The following is a 17,550-nucleotide window of genomic DNA, read 5'->3' as shown; positions in this document are numbered from 1 at the left end:
GGATTTCCATTTCTGTTAACAGCCTCTATTATATCGGCTCTGATTTATATCCGCACTGTTTTCGCGCACAACGCAGGCGTGTGCCGGCAGCGGAATCGCGTTTAACCAAAATGCCCCAGCCACAATATGGGCAGGACTGATCTACGGGCTCGTCGTTCACTGCGTATTTACATTTCGGGTAACGGTTGCAGGCATAAAACTGTTTGCCATATTTATTTGTTCGAGTTTGCAGTTGCCCTTTTTTGCAATCTGGGCAAGTAATCGTTTCGCGTTGGTTAGCCTTATCAGCGGTAGGATCTAACATAAAATGGCATTTCGGGAAGCCACTGCACCCAATAAAAAGCCCGTAACGGCCCTTTTTTAAGAGTAAATCGCTGCCACACTCTGGGCATTTTTCGCCCGGCAAGGGCTGCGGCTCAAAATCACCTGATTCATGAAGAGATTGGGTGTAATCACATTGCGGGTAGTTACTGCAGCCCCAAAATGAATGGCTGCCGATATGTTTGAGCTTAACCGCGCTATTACAGCGCGGGCAAGGCTCTGCTCGCTGATCGTTTCGCTCTGGCGAGTTAAAAAGTTCAGATGTCATTCACGCCTCAATGGTTGCTCTGCATTGTTTTAATGCATGAGCCCCTGTGGCTCCTCAAATAACAGCTCTTCCATTTGGCTGTAAGCATCTTCATGGCCGGGAACATTAAACAGCACCATTAAAATAACCCACTTTAAATCTTCCAAAAGGAACTGGGGCGTATCTAGTTCCATTACCCGATCAATCACCATTTCTCGCGTAGTAAAATCAAGCACACCGATTTGTTCCAAATACAACAGAAAGCCGCGCGATTGCATATCTAAACGAGCTTGTTCTTCTGGTGTATAGGCACGGAAAGATGCCGCAGGTGCAGATTGCACTAAATACGGATGATCTTTACTATCCTGCAAGTCGGCCAAACGTTCTAACCAAGCGAGAGCCTTACCTATTTCCTGTTCATGGAAACCGGCTCGGGTAAGCTCGTCAGTCAGTTCGTCGTGGTCCACTACCACTTCCATTTCCGAATGGACGTAGTTCTCAAACAAGTACATGAGGATATCAAACATGGCTCTTACCTCCTCACCCTAACGTAACCGCCAGGTACTGTCTTAATCCATCCATCCAACTCGAGACTGATGAGCTGGTTCACAACTACCGAAACAGAATCGTCGCTTTGGCTTAATAACCAATCGAACGACGTTGTTTCAAACCCCACGTTAGCCAATAAACGCTCGTTTGCCAATACGTTTAATGGAATTTTCGCAGAATTCTTTTCATGGCCTTTCGCACTCTCTGCGAAGGCCCCTAATTCCTCCGGCTCTGCAGCTTCTGAATCTGCAGCAATCTCTGCCGGTGCACAATTCCCTTTCGCTCTTTTTCCATCAGCGGCAAATAGATCCGCCTGGGCAGGCAACTCTGCTAGGATGTCGGCACTGCAAGTAACGAGCTTTGCCCCCTGCTGTATTAGCAAATGGCAGCCTTGGCTACCAGGGTGCGGCACTGGCCCAGGAATCGCGAATACCTCGCGGCCTTGCTCCACCGCATAACGAGCCGTGATTAAAGAACCGCTCTTTAAGGTTGCTTCAGCCACCAGCACGCCAGAGCTAATACCACTAATGATACGGTTTCGCGCCGGAAAATGTTCAGTTCGTGCCGGTGTTCCCGGTGCATATTCACTTAAAACTACACCGGCAGCGGCGATTTCGTTCCGTAATTGCCGATTACGTGGCGGATAAACCAAATCAACGCCACACCCTAGCACGGCAATAGTTGGGCTGCCGTTGGCTAATGCCGTTCGATGCGCCAGACCATCAATACCTAACGCCATTCCACTAACAATACCCCACCCGTTCTGGCAGAGATCCTGCACCATTTCCGCAGTGAGGCTTAACGCTAAAGGCGAGGCCTTTCGGCTTCCAATTACCGCAAGAAGCGAGCAACGCAGCCATTGCCGGTCACCTATTCCAAATAACAATATGGGGGGCCGATAGATTTCTTTCAAGGGCTCGGGGTATTCGCTACTGCCGTAAGGCAATATAAAGTGCTGCTCTGAGCTTTCGAGCCATTGCCAAGTTCGTTCAACTAAACCTTGCGGTAGCTGCGGCAATTGTTGCTCTAGTTCCGCAGGCAAACTTGCCAGCGTATTGGCGCTATTGCTTAAAAACTCACGCACTTGCCGCTTCAGTTTTTCTGGTGCTCGCTGCACCTGTAACCACACGCTTAATTCCCGATGATTCCAATCGTTAGTTTCCATGCACACATCCTTGCGCTGTAGTCATTTAATCCCCATATTGGCAATATAGGCACTGAATAGATGGTAGCAATACAAATCCTATCAATTCAGCGATCTTCCCGTTAAAATTAGGGGTATTATTGTATTCAAATACAAAAAGAGTTTCAGTTATGGCAAAGATGACAATTTTAAAGTATCCCGATGAGCGTTTACGCACCGTAGCAAAGCCGGTTGAGAGCGTAGATGATGCGCTGCGCGAAACTATCGATAACATGTTCGAAACCATGTATAGCTCGCAGGGTGTGGGTTTAGCCGCTACCCAAGTTGATGTACACAAACGTTTATTTGTGGCGGATTGCAGTGAAAATGGCAAAGAACCGTTGGTTTTCATTAACCCAGAGATTATTGAACGCAATGGCCTTTTTGAAAATGAAGAAGGCTGTTTGAGCTTTCCGAATGTTTACGCCAAGGTTGAGCGTGCCGGAACAATCAAAGTAAGAGCTTTGGATCGTGAGGGCGAAATCTTCGAACGTGAGGCCGATGGTTTGCTCGCCATTTGCATTCAGCACGAACTAGACCACTTGAACGGTAAGCTGTTTGTGGATTACTTATCACCATTGAAGCGCGATCGTATTCGGAAAAAACTCGAAAAAGAAGCTCGCTTGGAAGCGAAGTTAGCTTAAGCATTAGCCTTAAAGGAATCGATAAGTGCGAATAATTTTTGCCGGTACACCGGATTTTGCAGCACGCCATTTACAAGCGCTGTTAGAAGCTCATGATTTAGATGTGGTTGCCGTATACACGCAACCTGATCGCCCAGCCGGCCGTGGTAAAAAACTGCAAGCCAGTGCTGTGAAACAGTTAGCACTCACCCACGATATTCCGGTGTGTCAGCCTGCTAGTTTGAAAACTCCCGAAGCACAGGCCGAGCTGCAGAGCTGGCAGGCCGATGCCATGGTAGTAGTAGCCTATGGTTTGATTCTCCCGCCCGCAGTTCTCACTATTCCACGTTTAGGCTGCGTAAATGTGCATGGCTCACTGTTGCCCCGCTGGCGCGGAGCAGCGCCCATTCAGCGCGCGATATGGGCGGGTGATTCAGAAACCGGCGTAACCATTATGCAAATGGACGAGGGCCTTGATACGGGGCCAATGCTGGCTAAATCTTGGTTACCCATCGAAGCGAATGATACTTCGGCATCGTTGTACGAGAAACTGGCTAAATTAGGGCCGTTGGCGCTAGTGGAAACTCTGCGGAGCATGAACACCGGTGATGCCAAGGCAGTGCCACAAGAATCAACTAAAGCTACTTATGCTGCCAAACTTAGCAAAGATGAAGGCATCATTGATTGGCAACAAAGTGCAGCTTTTATTGAACGCTGCGTGCGCGCATTCAACCCTTGGCCCGGCAGTTCGTTTTTGCATCCGGAATTTCCAAAGCAAGCGATTAAAGTATGGCGTGCACAGGTCATTAAGGGTAATGCCGGCAAAGCGCCCGGCACCCTTTTAGAGGCGAATAAACAAGGTATTGATATTGCCTGCGGTGAAGATAGCCTGCGCTTATTAGAAGTGCAGATTCCAGGGAAAAAGCCAATGTTAGTGGCCGATTTGCTCAATGCGCGGCGGGAATGGTTTACACCGAGCACACAACTGATGAATACCGCAAGTGAATAGCCTCACTGAAAAGGGAGGCCGATATGAGTAGTGCCGCTGGTTCACGTGCGGCGGCCGCGAAAATTCTGCAACAGGTTTTGCAACATGGCCGTTCATTAAGCCAAGCGATTCCGGCAGAAACCGCACACCTAGAGCCCAATACCCGTGCTTTTGCTCAAGCTATTTGTTATCAGGTGCTTCGGCAGCTACCAAGCTACGAGTGGCTAATCGCAAAGCTCATTGAAAAACCCTTAAAAACAAAAGTTCGCGTTGTTCATTACCTACTTCTTGTGGGCCTATGCCAACAGCGTGATATGCGTGTTCCTGCCCATGCTGCCATTGCCGAAACTGTTGAGGCCTGTAGCCTAGTTCGGCAAAAAAACTTGAAAGGTATGGTGAACGCCGTGCTGCGCTCATATCAACGGCAACAAGCCGAGTTAGAAGCAGAACTCGCCGCCGTTAGCGAAAAAACGCCTGCCCTAGCTTATGGTCATCCGGGTTGGTTATTGAAACGTTTGCAGGCAGCTTACCCGCAGCAATGGCAGGTAATATGCAGCGCTAATAACATCGCTCCACCCTTATGGTTGCGGGTAAATACGCAACATCACACGCCTGCTGCCTATCTTGCTAAACTTGAAGCGGCCGGTATTGAAGCATCCAGCGGTGATTTTTCAGCAATTCGATTAGCACAGGGCATGGATGTAACCCAACTACCGGGTTTTACCGAAGGCCATGTTTCCGTGCAAGATCGTTCCGCGCAGTTGGCCGCCCACATTTTAGCGGCAGAGCCTGGTATGCGCGTTCTTGATGCTTGTGCCGCTCCCGGCGGTAAAACAGTGCATTTGTTGGAGCACAGCGAGAGTTTAAAGGTAACGGCCATAGATTTCGATGCCGATCGATTGAAACGAGTGCATGAAAATCTTCAACGTGCGGCTGTTAATGCTGAAGTACTGTGTGCGGATGCAGCAAACCCTGAAAGCTGGTGGGATGGTGAGTTATTTGATCGAATTTTGCTCGATGCGCCTTGCTCGGCTACTGGCGTTATTCGCCGCCACCCGGATATTAAATGGCTGCGCCGCGCCGATGACATTGCCAACCTAGTTGCTCTACAAAAACAAATATTACAGGCCCAGTGGCGCCTTTTAAAACCAGGCGGATGCCTGCTGTATGCCACATGCTCTGTGCTGCCTGAAGAAAACATACTGCAAATTCAAGCCTTTCTAGCTACAGTAGATGATGCCGAAGCAGTTGAAATTAGCATTGAAAAAGATGGTTCCGGTGCTAATGTGGTGGTAGAGAATTCGGCCATTAACGGTTGGCAATTATTGCCGGATACCGATAGTGGCGATGGCTTTTTCTATTTCTTACTACAAAAGCGCAAATAATTAGGCCAAGAACATGAAAAAAGTGATTATTGTGGGAGCCGGCCGAGTTGGGGCCACACTTGCTGAAAGCTTGGTAAGCGAACGCAACGAAGTAACGGTAGTTGACCAAAACCGAGCTTTGTTATCTCAGCTCCAAGATAAGCATGATTTGCGAGTGATTCAAGGCAACGGCGCACACCCAGATGTGTTACGCCAAGCTGGTGCGGATGATGCCGATATGTTAATTGCGGTTAGTAGCTTGGATGAAGTAAATATGCTCTCGTGCCAAGTTGCTCATAGTATTTTTAATACGCCCATGAAAATTGCTCGCGTTCGCTCAGAACAATACACCAAATATCATGATCAGTTATTTCGTAAAGAACAGCTTCCCGTTGATCACATTATTTCGCCTGAACAGTTAGTAACCACTTACATTAAGCGCTTAATCGATTATCCCGGCGCCTTGCAGGTGATTGAGTTTGCCGAAGGGAAAGTGAGTTTGGTAGCGGTAAAAGCTTCATACGGGGGTAAGCTAGTTGGCCACGCCATTGCTGCCCTACGTAAACACATCCCAAATATCGATACCCGGGTAGCTGCTATTTTCCGGCAAAACCGCGCAATTCGCCCGCTAGGTAGCACCATTATCGAAGCCGATGATGAGGTGTTCTTTGTGGCGGATTCAAAAGATATTCGCGCTGTTATGGAAGAATTGCAGCCACTTGAAGCCCGTTACAAGAATATTATGATCATGGGCGGCGGCCATATTGGTGCCGGCTTGGCTCGACAGTTAGAAGAAACCCACAAAATCAAGATTATTGAACTTGGTTTAGCGCGCGCAGAACAACTAAGCGCCGAGTTAAGCTCGAAAACGCTGGTATTACATGGTGACGCCACCGATCAGGTAATGCTTAGCGAGGAACGGATTGAGGAAATCGATGCGTTTATCGCGGTAACGAATGATGATGAAGCAAATATCATGGCGGCGCTTTTAGCCAAGCGCATGGGTGCGAAGAAAACCATGGTGTTGATTCAGCGCAGTGCTTATGTAGATTTAGTACAAGGCGGCGAAATCGATGTGGCAATTTCCCCGCAGCAAGCCACGATTTCTGCGCTCTTAAAACACATTCATCGATCTGATTTCGCTAGCGCCTATTCGTTGCGCCGCGGGGCGGCCGAGGCCATTGAAGCAGTGGCCCGAGGTGATGAAAAAACCTCTCAGGTTGTAGGCCGCGAAGTGGGTGAATTAAAATTACCACCCGGTACTACCATTGGCGCCGTAGTGAGAGGCTCAGAAGTATTGATCGCGCACGACGATACCTTAATTCAATCCGACGACCACGTAATACTTTTCTTAGTTGATAAGAAATATGTAAACGAAATCGAGCGCCTATTCGCACCTGGCGCTCTATACTTTTAACCGCACGCTAGATTTTAACCGCACGCTAGATTTTAACCGCACGCTAAATTTTGGCTACTCAGTGCTTGCAAGCATCAGTGTTTCCAGAATGCCGGCGTGAACAGTACTAACAACGTGAAAATTTCTAAACGCCCGAAGAGCATCGAAAGAATTGCTATCCATTTGCCAGGGTCGGAAACTGTGGTGAAATTCGATGCTACCTCACCAAGGCCGGGGCCCAAGTTATTCAGCGTTGCGGCAGTGGCGCCAAAGGCCGAGTAATCATCTAAGCCTGTGGCAATAAACAACAACATGATAATCACAAAGAGCAACGCGTAGGTTGCGAAGAAACCCCACACCGCCTGCACCACCCTATCGGGCAATGCTTTATCGCCCCACTTTACCGTAAACACGCCCTTTGGGTGCACTAACCGATCGATTTCGCGCTTACCTTGCCGATATAACAGGAGCACACGAATCACTTTTAAACCACCACCCGTTGAGCCCGCACTGCCGCCGATAAAACTGGCGAAAATTAACAGAACCGGTAAAAACAGCGGCCAAGTTACGTAACTTTCGGTAGTAAAGCCCGCCGTGGTTGCAATCGATACCGCCTGAAATATGCCGTGGAACAGTGAATCGCTCCAATCTGGGTGAAAGCGTTGGCTCACTAATGTGAGAACAACCACAAGCATTAACGCGAACTGAATACCCATTAGAGCCCGAAATTCCGGATCTCGGCTATAAGTGAGTAGTGAGCCTTTACTCCAATCACGTTCATTCTTACCGTTAACACGGCGGCTATACATACGCGGAAAAGCAGCAAAATGCAGTGCGAAATTCACTGCAGCAATCAGCAAAAACAACACGCAAATCATGTGAATCACGGGGTTATCGTAATACCCCATGCTGGCATCATGGGTAGAAAAGCCGCCAATAGCCACAGTAGAGAATGCATGGCCAACCGCGTTGAAGGGTGTCATGCCGGCAGCCCAGTAGGCTAAGGCGCAGGCGATCGTAATGCCCAGATAGATATACCAAAGTTGCTTCGCCGTATCGGCAATACGCGGGGTCATTTTCGAATCTTTCATGGGCCCTGGCATTTCGGCCCGATACAACTGAATGCCACCTATGCCTAGAATCGGTAATATGGCTACCGCCAATACGATAATCCCCATACCACCGAGCCATTGCAACTGCTGGCGATAGAAACGATACGCATGGGGGAGCTCATCGATGCCGGTAAGAATCGTGGCCCCAGTTGTGGTTAAGGCCGAAAAAGATTCAAACATAGAATCGGTGAAGCTTAAAGAATAGGCATCCGGCATCCAGAAGGGAATAGCACCCACTGAGCCCAGCACCACCCAAAACATAACCACAATAATAAAGCCTTCGCGAGTTTTGAGTTCTTGGCGTTTATCTCGGTTTGGGTACCAAATCAACAAACCAATAGCGAGGCTGAGAACGAATGCCGATAAGAATGCCCAACCGCCACCATCCTCATAAAAATAGGCAAGTGCTGCTGGGGGCAGCAAGGTAACGCTAAAAACAGCGATAAGAAGCCCAAGAATCCGCAATATTGTGCGTACTTGCATGAAAAGCCCTTTTTTCGGCAAATATTATTCTAGTTTAGGTGTTCCCTAGCCGCCTGAACTAACCTGCATGCGCACTAAGGGCCTTAATACATTAGCATTATTTCCCAGCAACATCGCATAAATTTGCTGATATGCCATTACCGCTTTTACATAATCGCGTGTTTCTTGATAGGGAATCAACTCTATCCATAAATCAGCCGCCACCGGGGTACCCGGAATCCACTCACGAACCCTGTTACTCCCGGCGTTGTATGCGGCAGTAGCAAAGAGCCAATTACCATCAAAACGGCGATACAATTCAGCTAAATACTGGGTGCCCATGCGCACATTATCTTCCGGCACATCAATGCGGAACCTTGCACTTCTTGTATTGGTAGGGCCTGGGCTTCGGCGATTAATATATTCCGCGGTAGTAGGCATTACTTGCATTAACCCGCGGGCGCCCACTGGTGAAACCGCATCCGCTTGGAACGAGCTTTCTCTTCGCGCTATTGCGAAAGCCCATTCTGGCGGGATATTCGCGGATTCAGATTGAGTTCGAATTAAGCTCGCATAAGCAAGCGGAAAACGCCGAGTTACATCGTTCACCGCGTTGGTTCCTGCAAGCCCAAATATTGCTTGGTCGTGCCACTCCCACTCGGAAGCCAACACCGCGATTAAGATTTGCTCTTCGGCGGGTGCTCGCGCACGCAAATTATTCCATTCTCGGCGCGCCTCTAAAAGGCGGTTATGATGCCGAAGTTCTCGTGCGCGGAGGGCTTCTGGCCGGCGGCTAATCGCGGTTAAATCATCTACCACTAAGGGTGTGCTCGCATGTTGCAAGTTCGCCGGTAACGACATTCGCGCGCTTGCCATGAAACCATAATAGTTTCGGCTCTGAGCGGCTTGCACAAAGAGTTCTGTGGAATCTTCTAAATAACCCATTTCCGCAAGGGCTCTGGCACGCCAGTACAACCATTGTGGTTGAGCTTGCTCGCTAGCGGGCAATGCGAGCACAAATTCGTTAATATCTTTATATTTCTCTTGTTCAAGCAAACTCGCCAAATACCACTGTTGCACTGAGCTCGACATCGCCGTAATTGGCAGCCGTTGAAACCATTCAATCGCCTCAGGTTCCCCACGCAATGCTAAGGTTACGGCGATATCTGCATTCATGCTCTGAGTTTGTTCGGTACTAAAGCTGAGCCTATTTTGATAATGCTCCCACGCCGCTATGGTACTCCAATGATCATTCCACCGCAGCCGGCTGAGGGCATTCAATACTAACTCGGAAATGAACGGTTCATCACTGGTAAATTCATGATAGCGCTGCACCACCCTTGGGTTTGCCAATACTCGCCGTTGCAAACTCAAAAGCGCCTTTTTATCTTCTGAAATAAACCGGCTCAAATACCGCACCAGCGAATTTTGCCGCGCATTTAAAGCCAACTGAATGCGCTCCCAAACTACATCTTCAGTGCGATACCCTGCCTCTGCCCACAAACGAAACAAGCTATCGCAAGCCGAGGGTAAACTCTCACCTTGGGTCCAGTATTCGGTAACTGATAGCCAAAATGCATGGGTTTCCTCGCTACTATAATCGACTAAATTGCGATACTGGTACCGTAATGCTTGGCACGCTAGCAAAGCCGATGATTGCGGTGTGTAATCGCGTAAATAAAGTGCGGCTTCATCATTTCGCCGCAACATGTGCAACCAGCTGGTTCGCAACGAACGCGCAAACGCTTCATCACCATGTTCCGCTAAAAACTCACCAATTACAGCTTCGTTTTCCATGCGCAAGTTTGCTTCTAACAGTGCCGCTTCCAAATAAGGAAACAGTGGGTAATCAGGAATTGCCAGCATTGCTTCTTGTGCTTGAGTAAACTGGCGCCGATTAATCATTTCTTCGATATCAACAAAGGCTTGGCGCTGTGATTCGAGCTTTTCATCCACTAAAATGCCCCACGGCTTCATTAATAATTGTAAGCCAGTTTCTGGCTCAGAGGCTCCACGGGCAAGAGCCGAAACCCCTGTTGATGTGGGTGCCAGCTGGGGCCACATTAAAGGCGCAGATTGTTGGTGGGAAGCATTATTTGCACTGATATCGCTCGCGATTGCCAAACTTAGGGAACAAAAAAGGGTAACTACAAGTGCCGCGATTAGAGCAACAACACCCTTCTGGCCCTTTTCTTTTTCTGCTTTGAATTTAAACTTTCGCATTACTTCTTAATTTACTCACAGGTTACTTTCAAACGGGTGTTTAATTTTATTCGCGGTTGTGGGATGATTACTGGCGAATTTTTTACCATACTCTTGTTTATGTTCGTTGTAATCACTGATGAACAACATTTACGTAGAATACGTGTATGCGTGAAAAAATGTCTATTTGGAACGAAAATAGAATAATTTTGCCAAACACAACACGCAAGAATTGTATGTTAGTAGGGATTTACTCTGCTCACTAGTCGGGAGACCTAAGATGATCTACAAAGGTGATAACCTTCACGTTGATTTTATCGAGCCAGGCATTGCGGAAATTACTTTCGATGCTCCGGGCTCAGTCAACAAGTTTGATGAGAAAACACTAACTGAATTTAGTGAAGCGCTTGATTCACTCTCCGGTAATAGCGATTTACGAGGCGTATTAGTTCGTAGTGCCAAGCCAACATTTATCGTTGGTGCCGATATCACAGAATTCCTTACTCTTTTCGCTGACCTCGAAAAAACCAAAACTTGGGTGCATAAAGCATCGCGAGTTTTCGACAAACTTGAAGATCTGCCAGTTCCAAGTGTTGCCGCTGTAAATGGCTTTGCCCTTGGCGGAGGCTGTGAAGCCATTTTAGCCTGTGATTATCGTATTGCTGATGAAACTGCTGTGATTGGGTTACCCGAAGTGAAGTTAGGCTTAATTCCCGGCTTCGGTGGCACCGTGCGCTTACCACGAGTAATTGGCCCTGATAATGCATTAGAAGCAATTACTACCGGCATGAACCACAAGCCGGAAAAAGCTCTCGCTGTTGGCTTGATCGATGCAGTTACCAGCAGTGATCACCTCAAAGAAGGTGCTCTTAGCATCCTTCGTGATGCCATCGCCGGTGAACTCGACTGGCAAGCCAAACGCCAACCTAAGTTAGAAGCCTTAAAAGCCAATGACACGGAAAAGCTGATGTCGTTTAGTACCGCTAAAGGTATGATTTGGGCGAAAGCAGGTAAGCACTACCCTTCACCTCACGCAGCTTTAGAAGTAGTTGAGCGTGGTGCGGGCGAAGCGCGTGAAGAAGCATTGAACATCGAAAATGAGCTTTTCGTGAAGCTCACGCAAACCGATGCAGCTCGTGCACAAGTGGGCATTTTCTTGGCTGACCAGCTCGTTAAAGGCAAAAGCAAGAAAGTTGCTAAATCAGCCACTAAGAAAATTAGCCGAGCCGGTGTGTTAGGTGCGGGCATTATGGGTGGTGGCATTGCTTACCAATCAGCTTCTCGAGGCGTGCCGGTAGTAATGAAAGATATCCGCCGGGATGCGCTTGATTTAGGCTTAAACGAAGCCTCGAAAATTTTGGGTAAGGCGTTAGAGCGTGGCAAGATTAGCCAAAAAGTTGTGGCTAAAACGCTTACTTCAATCACGCCTACATTGAATAATAGCGAACTTGCCGATGTGGATATCATTGTTGAGGCCGTTGTTGAGAACCCGAAAATCAAGGCGTCTGTTTTAGCGGAAGTAGAAAAAGTAGTAGCGAAAGATGCCATTATTACCTCAAACACCTCTACTATTTCTATCGATAAGCTCGCTGAAAGCTTAGAAGATCCAAGCCGCTTCTGTGGCATGCACTTCTTTAACCCAGTGCACAAGATGCCGTTGGTAGAAATCATTCGTGGTAAGCATACTTCTGATGAAACTATCGCTGCCGTAACTGCTTACGCACTGCAAATGGGTAAAACAGCAATCGTAGTAAATGATTGCCCAGGCTTTCTAGTAAACCGAGTGTTATTCCCCTACTTTGCCGGCTTCAGCAAACTGCTTGACGACGATATCGATTTTACCGGTATCGATAAAGTGATGGAAAAAGAATTTGGTTGGCCTATGGGTCCTGCTTACCTATGTGATGTTGTCGGTATGGACACAGCCGATCACGCTACCAACGTAATGGCTGAAGGCTTCCCAACGCGTATGGCCCGTGATGATAACGGCGCTATTGCAAAGTTGGCTGCAGCTGAGCGTTATGGCCAGAAAAATGGCAAAGGTTTCTACGAATACAGTGTTGATAAGCGCGGGCGCCCTCAGAAAGTGGTAAACCCCGATGTGTATGAAATCATTGGCAAAAAATCTGCAACCGCCGATAAAGATGAAATTATTGCGCGCTGCATGATTCCAATGGTTAACGAAATGATACGCTGTGTAGAAGAAGGCATTGTTGATTCCGCCGAAGAAGCCGATATCGCCTTGATTTACGGTTTAGGTTTCCCTCCATTCCGTGGTGGCGCATTCCGTTATTTAGAAACATTAGGTTTAGAGAAATTTGTTGAGTTAGCCGATAAGTACGCAGATCTCGGTGAAATTTATCAAGTAACTGATGGTTTACGCGAGAAAGCGAAAACCGGCGGCACTTATTTTAAAAGCTAACCACGAACGGAGAATGTTATGAAAGACGTCGTTATTGTAGATGCAATTCGTACCCCAATGGGCCGTTCAAAAGGCGGAGCATTCCGCAATGTGCGGGCCGAAGATTTATCAGCGGAATTGATGAAAGGCTTGTTAGCCCGGAACCCTAACGTTGACCCTAACGAGCTAGAAGATATTTATTGGGGCTGTGTACAACAAACCCTAGAGCAAGGCTTTAACGTTGCCCGGAACAGCGCACTTTTGGCTGGTATTCCGCACAAAGTTGGCGCAGTAACCGTAAACCGTTTGTGTGGTTCTTCCATGCAGGCTATTCACGATGCTACCCGTGCTATTCAAACCGGTAATGGTGATATCTTTATCGCTGGTGGTGTTGAGCACATGGGTCACGTGCCGATGATGCATGGTGTTGATTTTCACCCTGGTTTGAATATGTCAGTGGCGAAAGCCGCTGGTTCAATGGGCTTAACAGCCGAGTTATTGGGCAAGAAATTCGGTATTACTCGAGAAGAGCAAGATGCATTTGGAGCTCGCTCACATCGGTTATCTCATGAAGCCACCATAAATGGTGAATTCGATAGTGAAATTCTGCCAATAAACGGCCATGATCAGCACGGGGTGTTAAAGCGATTCAAGCATGATGAAGTGATTCGCCCAGAAACCACTGTAGAAGCCCTTGCTGGTTTACGTCCGGTATTCGACCCGGCCAATGGTACGGTAACGGCTGGTACTTCATCTGCTATTTCAGATGGTGCTGCTGCAACCTTAATTATGTCGGCAGAGCGAGCTAAAGAGCTTGGTTTAACACCACGTGTTCGCATCCGCTCAATGGCCGTTGCCGGTTGTGATCCTTCGATCATGGGTTATGGCCCAGTTCCGGCAACCGAAAAAGCGTTGAAGCGTGCAGGCTTGAGCTTAGGTGATATTGATTTGTTCGAGCTTAACGAAGCCTTTGCCGCCCAAGCATTATCGGTTATGCGCGGTTTAAAAATGGAAGACAAGATGGATACCCACGTGAATCTACACGGCGGCGCTATTGCTCTTGGCCATCCACTTGGTTGCTCGGGTGCTCGTATCAGCACAACGCTGATTAACCTTATGGAACAAAAAGGCGCAACACTCGGTTTAGCAACCATGTGTATCGGTTTGGGCCAAGGTATTGCTACCGTGTTTGAACGCGTATAAAAATAGCCAACATATTAGAGGGAAAATATGCTTTTAGAGCATGTTCTTGAAGGCGTAAAGGAAGCAGCATTGGTTTTTTTAGCTACTTTAGCTAGATATTTTAGCTAGATGCTTTTACTAAGTACGTTTACTAAGTACGTTTACTAAACACTTTAACGCGCCACCAAGTTCCTAATTTTGCTTTAATGTTTGTCGGTATACGATAAAATCCCATAGTGTGTTCGCACTATGGGATTTTTTATTAGCTTCAGAATATACTTAGGCAAGGCATATTCGGCTTCGGCACTCATTAAAGCGTGCCATGTGTGGCCACAAATATTCATTTTATGTAACTAAGTTAAAGTTTTTTTGTTAAGGCTTTTTGCTGGGTTTGCTACCCCAGGTTCATTTAATTAACGAGGTGAAGCATGGCGCCATTCAGCAACGCAGATTTCCAGCTCGATACGCAAGGTTTGCGCTGCCCTGAGCCAGTAATGCTAATTCGGGGGAAGATTCGGCAAATGAAAAATGGAGAAACGCTTCTAGTGCTGGCTGATGACCCAGCTACCACTAGAGACATCCCTGCGTTTTGCCGCTTCATGGACCATCAACTGCTCGCTGAGCAAACCGACGAAATGTCCTATCGTTATCTGATTCAGAAAGGTTTGTGATCATAAGCTCTAGCCCGCATGTTCCACATGGAACATCAGGCGCAGGAGCCAAAGACACAGGTCCGGGAGCTACATAGCCCTGCTGCAATAAACGCTAGTTCAGTTGCGCTACTTGCTTGATTCAACATCAAAACACAACGCTAAAACTAAAGCTTAAACTCCCAAAATTCTGCCTGCCCCATTTCCGGGTCGAGTTGGTAAGGTTTAAAACCGAATTTCCGATAGGCCAAACGCGCTGGTTCGTTGCCGCTAAGTACCTCTAAGGTTAGCTTCACGCATCCACGCTGCTTCGCTTTTTCGGCTGCCGCTGCAATGAGCTTTTGGCCAATATTTTGGCCCCGGTAACCTTCCCGAACCGCAATATCATGCAAGTTACATACTGGCTTCGCGGCAAAGGTTGAGAAGCCTTCAACGCAATTGATTAACCCCACTGCACCATCTTTTTCATGCCAAGCAATAAAGCTATACACTGTAGAACGTGCTGCCATTTCGGCAATTAAGTTTTCCCGTGTTTTTGCCGGCAAAGCTTCGCCACCGCCCATAGGATCTTGGGCATAATGATCTAAAAGCTCAAGCAATGCGGCTGCATGTACTGCATTTTTGTAATCTACTGCTTCTATTCGTAACATTTCTTTAAGATTCCCCTTTATTCATCTTCTTATGCCACAATACATAGCAAAGAATAACCTCACCGCGATACAAAAACGCACTGGCGCGTTTGCGGAAAACAGCAATAATACGAGGATATCAAAATGACGCTTGGAGAACGACTAAAACAACGCCGTAACGAACTGGAATTAAGCCAGCCAGCGCTCGCCGAGAAGATGGGTATTGAGCAATCATTTCTATCAAAACTAGAAAACGACCGTTCATTACCAAGTAATGAAACCTTCCGCCGTTGGCATGAAGCGCTCAACTTGAGCTTAACCGAAGTTTTGGCACCATTGGGGCAAAGTTACATTCGCAATAAACTTACCCAGATCGCAGATATCGATACGCTACTGAACAATCAACAAACTAAATATTTGCAGCAGCGCGCTCGATTAATTACCTTATCCAGTTTAGCGATTGCATTTGCGATTCCACTTTTTTATCTTGGTTACACTGCGAGTATCTTTCCAGAAAAGCAATATGAGTACATGTCATATGGCCATATCTATGAGAACGAATCCGTTGATATCTACCGAAACTGGAATCAAAGTCACCCAGGTGGCGCATTTTTCTCCTCCAACAGCGAAGAGTTTTTAGCTAAACAGCAAGAAATAACAGACCGCCTTGATGAAAAGTTTATTCTCACTTTCGAAAACCGCGGCAGCCAATATACTGAAGAGCTAGAAAACGACGATAACACGATTTATCGAACTTGGTATCGGCAAGGTATTAACCAAGGCTCTATAGTACACCGTCCTGTGAATGGCCTACTCCAAGGTTTCGGCTTGTTCCTCGTTGTGTTCGGGATACTCGGTTTCTGGCGCGAGCGTAAGCTCTACCCGCGTGCCTAACCATTCTTGCAAAGGTGTTCGTAATGGGCGTAATAGGAAAAACATGGCGGCATGATTAAATCGAGGAATACTCACGAACTGAGATTCATCATTCGCCAACGGTTCAATCACTACATTAAATTCAGGATGTCCGGGGTACGGCTGATATGCTTCGCCGCCCTGTTCACCTGGTAAATTCAAAATATCGCGCAGTTCTCCATATTTTACTAGGGAGTCTCCTTCACCTGCCGCAACGAACATAGGTGTTCGGGCGTTTATGAGCTTAGGCTTTAAAAGCAATTCTTCCTCATGGATATTACTCGCGAGAATGATTCGATCCACGGCTTTTGAAAATCGGCTTTCTGGCACGAACCAACGCACCTTCCAATCGTTCGCACGCATGGTGTGGTAAGCAGATAATGCTTGTTCGCGAAAATTGTTCATCGGGGCCACGAGCATTAATGCTTGTGGCCGCATCCCCTTTTCAAGAAGCTCTGCTTCGATAGCCAATGCACCAAGAGCGCCCATGGAGAAACCGAATAGCACAATGTCTCGATTCGGATATTGCTCTGTGAGCATTGTTGCAACAGCTTGTGTGTGATTTAAGCCAAATTGCATCGGCTTAGCTTCTGTTGGCCCCAGCAAGACGATTGGGTGCATACCCATAGAGCGAAACCAAGAGGCCCAAGGTAAAATCATATGTGTTGCACTCAAGCCATAGCCAGGCGCTACGATCACTAAGGGTGCATTTCCTGATAGATCAGGAAAACGAAACTCCATCCTTTCTTTAAAGTTGAGCGCCTCCGTGTTTTCTTCTCGATAGTTTTCTTCTCGATAGTTTGCATCCGTAAATTCGAAAGAGCCTTTCGGTATACTCTTAATTTCGCCATCCAGTTCTAAGAGAAATTCGGCAAAATCATAATAGGTAACGCAATGCTGGGGGTTCTCGTTTCTAGTGTGTTCGTTTCCAGTGTGTTCGCTTCTGGTGTTTTTAAGCCCAGCGCTTTCAGGCCTTGGGTCTGCCGGCTCACGGTCGCTACTTTGCAGCCTTAGCTGTTGGGTATCAGCCACTTTTTGCGTACAGTACGAAAATCTATTTTTGGCATATTCTGCTTTCAGGTCGCCCACCCCAGTGATTACCGGAGCCGTATTCAAAATCTGCTTTTCGATCATTGCGGTACAGCCAGATACCGATATTGCGGCAATAACGGCAAACAGAAAGCGCGCTTGCCATCCAAGCTTTTGTTCCATTTCGGGTGCTTCCCTATTTATGTTCGGTAAATTTTTCAAGTTCAGAGTTTGGTAGTAATAAACGAGGTGAATTTTTAATAATTTACCGCCAGTTCCCTATGCAACTTTAATGTTCCA

The 17,550-nt window shown here is 47.3% G+C and carries 15 protein-coding genes; 8 read left to right on the top strand and 7 right to left on the bottom strand.

Annotated elements, in window-relative coordinates:
- Positions 1-28: 28 nt before the first annotated feature.
- From CWE08_RS00435 to dprA, 3 genes are read right to left on the bottom strand one after another with little or no spacing between them, the layout of a single operon-like run.
- Positions 29-589: a DNA topoisomerase family protein gene (locus tag CWE08_RS00435; RefSeq protein WP_126764698.1), complete on the bottom strand. Its 561-nt coding sequence runs from the start codon at positions 587-589 to the stop codon at positions 29-31.
- A gap of 29 nt (positions 590-618) precedes the next feature.
- Positions 619-1,095: a DUF494 family protein gene (locus CWE08_RS00430; RefSeq protein WP_007419504.1), complete on the bottom strand. Its 477-nt coding sequence runs from the start codon at positions 1,093-1,095 to the stop codon at positions 619-621.
- A 5-nt stretch (positions 1,096-1,100) separates the two neighbouring features.
- The gene (dprA, locus tag CWE08_RS00425) at positions 1,101-2,282 is read right to left on the bottom strand and encodes a DNA-processing protein DprA (protein ID WP_126764697.1); all 1,182 of its coding nucleotides are present in this window, start codon (positions 2,280-2,282) and stop codon (positions 1,101-1,103) included.
- Between the two features lie 149 nt (positions 2,283-2,431).
- Between dprA and def the strand changes: the two genes are divergently transcribed.
- From def to trkA, 4 genes are read left to right on the top strand one after another with little or no spacing between them, the layout of a single operon-like run.
- Complete coding sequence (def, locus tag CWE08_RS00420; protein ID WP_126764696.1) at positions 2,432-2,944, top strand: peptide deformylase; 513 nt, start codon at positions 2,432-2,434, stop codon at positions 2,942-2,944.
- A 25-nt stretch (positions 2,945-2,969) separates the two neighbouring features.
- Positions 2,970-3,932, top strand: a complete 963-nt coding sequence (gene fmt, locus CWE08_RS00415; RefSeq protein ID WP_126764695.1) for a methionyl-tRNA formyltransferase — start codon at positions 2,970-2,972, stop codon at positions 3,930-3,932.
- A gap of 23 nt (positions 3,933-3,955) precedes the next feature.
- Positions 3,956-5,296, top strand: a complete 1,341-nt coding sequence (gene rsmB / locus CWE08_RS00410) for a 16S rRNA (cytosine(967)-C(5))-methyltransferase RsmB (protein WP_126764694.1) — start codon at positions 3,956-3,958, stop codon at positions 5,294-5,296.
- A gap of 13 nt (positions 5,297-5,309) precedes the next feature.
- Entirely contained in the window at positions 5,310-6,692 is a 1,383-nt protein-coding gene (gene trkA / locus CWE08_RS00405; RefSeq protein ID WP_126764693.1) for a Trk system potassium transporter TrkA, read from the top strand.
- A 74-nt stretch (positions 6,693-6,766) separates the two neighbouring features.
- Here the strand turns inward: trkA and CWE08_RS00400 are convergent, their stop codons facing one another.
- Together CWE08_RS00400 and CWE08_RS00395 are read right to left on the bottom strand one after the other, a co-directional pair.
- A complete protein-coding gene (locus tag CWE08_RS00400) occupies positions 6,767-8,266 on the bottom strand; it encodes a TrkH family potassium uptake protein (RefSeq protein ID WP_126764692.1) in 1,500 nt (499 codons plus the stop codon).
- A gap of 45 nt (positions 8,267-8,311) precedes the next feature.
- Positions 8,312-10,468 carry a transglycosylase SLT domain-containing protein gene (locus CWE08_RS00395; protein WP_126764691.1) on the bottom strand — a complete coding sequence of 719 codons (2,157 nt, stop codon included), beginning with the start codon at positions 10,466-10,468 and terminating at the stop codon, positions 8,312-8,314.
- A 259-nt stretch (positions 10,469-10,727) separates the two neighbouring features.
- Between CWE08_RS00395 and fadB the strand changes: the two genes are divergently transcribed.
- From fadB to tusA, 3 genes are all read left to right on the top strand, one after another.
- Positions 10,728-12,869: a fatty acid oxidation complex subunit alpha FadB gene (gene fadB, locus CWE08_RS00390; protein WP_126764690.1), complete on the top strand. Its 2,142-nt coding sequence runs from the start codon at positions 10,728-10,730 to the stop codon at positions 12,867-12,869.
- Positions 12,870-12,887: 18 nt separating this feature from the next.
- Positions 12,888-14,051: an acetyl-CoA C-acyltransferase FadA gene (gene fadA / locus CWE08_RS00385; RefSeq protein WP_126764689.1), complete on the top strand. Its 1,164-nt coding sequence runs from the start codon at positions 12,888-12,890 to the stop codon at positions 14,049-14,051.
- A gap of 407 nt (positions 14,052-14,458) precedes the next feature.
- Entirely contained in the window at positions 14,459-14,701 is a 243-nt protein-coding gene (tusA, locus tag CWE08_RS00380) for a sulfurtransferase TusA (RefSeq protein WP_126764688.1), read from the top strand.
- Between the two features lie 146 nt (positions 14,702-14,847).
- Here the strand turns inward: tusA and CWE08_RS00375 are convergent, their stop codons facing one another.
- Positions 14,848-15,330, bottom strand: a complete 483-nt coding sequence (locus CWE08_RS00375; protein WP_126764687.1) for a GNAT family N-acetyltransferase — start codon at positions 15,328-15,330, stop codon at positions 14,848-14,850.
- 123 nt (positions 15,331-15,453) lie between these two features.
- On the opposite strand from CWE08_RS00375, the gene CWE08_RS00370 reads away from it, so the two are divergent.
- A complete protein-coding gene (locus tag CWE08_RS00370) occupies positions 15,454-16,203 on the top strand; it encodes a helix-turn-helix domain-containing protein (protein ID WP_126764686.1) in 750 nt (249 codons plus the stop codon).
- On the opposite strand, the gene CWE08_RS00365 is transcribed toward CWE08_RS00370, so the two are convergent.
- Positions 16,120-17,433: a serine aminopeptidase domain-containing protein gene (locus tag CWE08_RS00365; protein ID WP_126764685.1), complete on the bottom strand. Its 1,314-nt coding sequence runs from the start codon at positions 17,431-17,433 to the stop codon at positions 16,120-16,122. The genes CWE08_RS00370 and CWE08_RS00365 overlap by 84 nt on opposite strands.
- Between the last annotated feature and the right edge of the window lie 117 nt (positions 17,434-17,550).

Origin of the sequence: Aliidiomarina iranensis, assembly GCF_003987135.1 — a bacterium.
Classification (GTDB): Bacteria; Pseudomonadota; Gammaproteobacteria; order Enterobacterales; family Alteromonadaceae; genus Aliidiomarina; species Aliidiomarina iranensis.
Note: the sequence above shows the minus strand (reverse complement) of the source record. Positions and strands in the feature narration are given on the sequence as shown.

Excerpts from the sequence above, each read along its gene's own strand:
- CWE08_RS00435 (WP_126764698.1), bottom strand. The coding sequence starts at position 589 with ATGACATCTGAACTTTTTAACTCGCCAGAGCGAAACGATCAGCGAGCA.
- CWE08_RS00430 (WP_007419504.1), bottom strand. The coding sequence starts at position 1,095 with ATGTTTGATATCCTCATGTACTTGTTTGAGAACTACGTCCATTCGGAA.
- dprA (WP_126764697.1), bottom strand. The coding sequence starts at position 2,282 with ATGGAAACTAACGATTGGAATCATCGGGAATTAAGCGTGTGGTTACAG.
- def (WP_126764696.1), top strand. The coding sequence starts at position 2,432 with ATGGCAAAGATGACAATTTTAAAGTATCCCGATGAGCGTTTACGCACC.
- rsmB (WP_126764694.1), top strand. The coding sequence starts at position 3,956 with ATGAGTAGTGCCGCTGGTTCACGTGCGGCGGCCGCGAAAATTCTGCAA.
- trkA (WP_126764693.1), top strand. The coding sequence starts at position 5,310 with ATGAAAAAAGTGATTATTGTGGGAGCCGGCCGAGTTGGGGCCACACTT.
- CWE08_RS00400 (WP_126764692.1), bottom strand. The coding sequence starts at position 8,266 with ATGCAAGTACGCACAATATTGCGGATTCTTGGGCTTCTTATCGCTGTT.
- CWE08_RS00395 (WP_126764691.1), bottom strand. The coding sequence starts at position 10,468 with ATGCGAAAGTTTAAATTCAAAGCAGAAAAAGAAAAGGGCCAGAAGGGT.
- fadB (WP_126764690.1), top strand. The coding sequence starts at position 10,728 with ATGATCTACAAAGGTGATAACCTTCACGTTGATTTTATCGAGCCAGGC.
- fadA (WP_126764689.1), top strand. The coding sequence starts at position 12,888 with ATGAAAGACGTCGTTATTGTAGATGCAATTCGTACCCCAATGGGCCGT.
- tusA (WP_126764688.1), top strand. The coding sequence starts at position 14,459 with ATGGCGCCATTCAGCAACGCAGATTTCCAGCTCGATACGCAAGGTTTG.
- CWE08_RS00375 (WP_126764687.1), bottom strand. The coding sequence starts at position 15,330 with ATGTTACGAATAGAAGCAGTAGATTACAAAAATGCAGTACATGCAGCC.
- CWE08_RS00370 (WP_126764686.1), top strand. The coding sequence starts at position 15,454 with ATGACGCTTGGAGAACGACTAAAACAACGCCGTAACGAACTGGAATTA.
- CWE08_RS00365 (WP_126764685.1), bottom strand. The coding sequence starts at position 17,433 with ATGGAACAAAAGCTTGGATGGCAAGCGCGCTTTCTGTTTGCCGTTATT.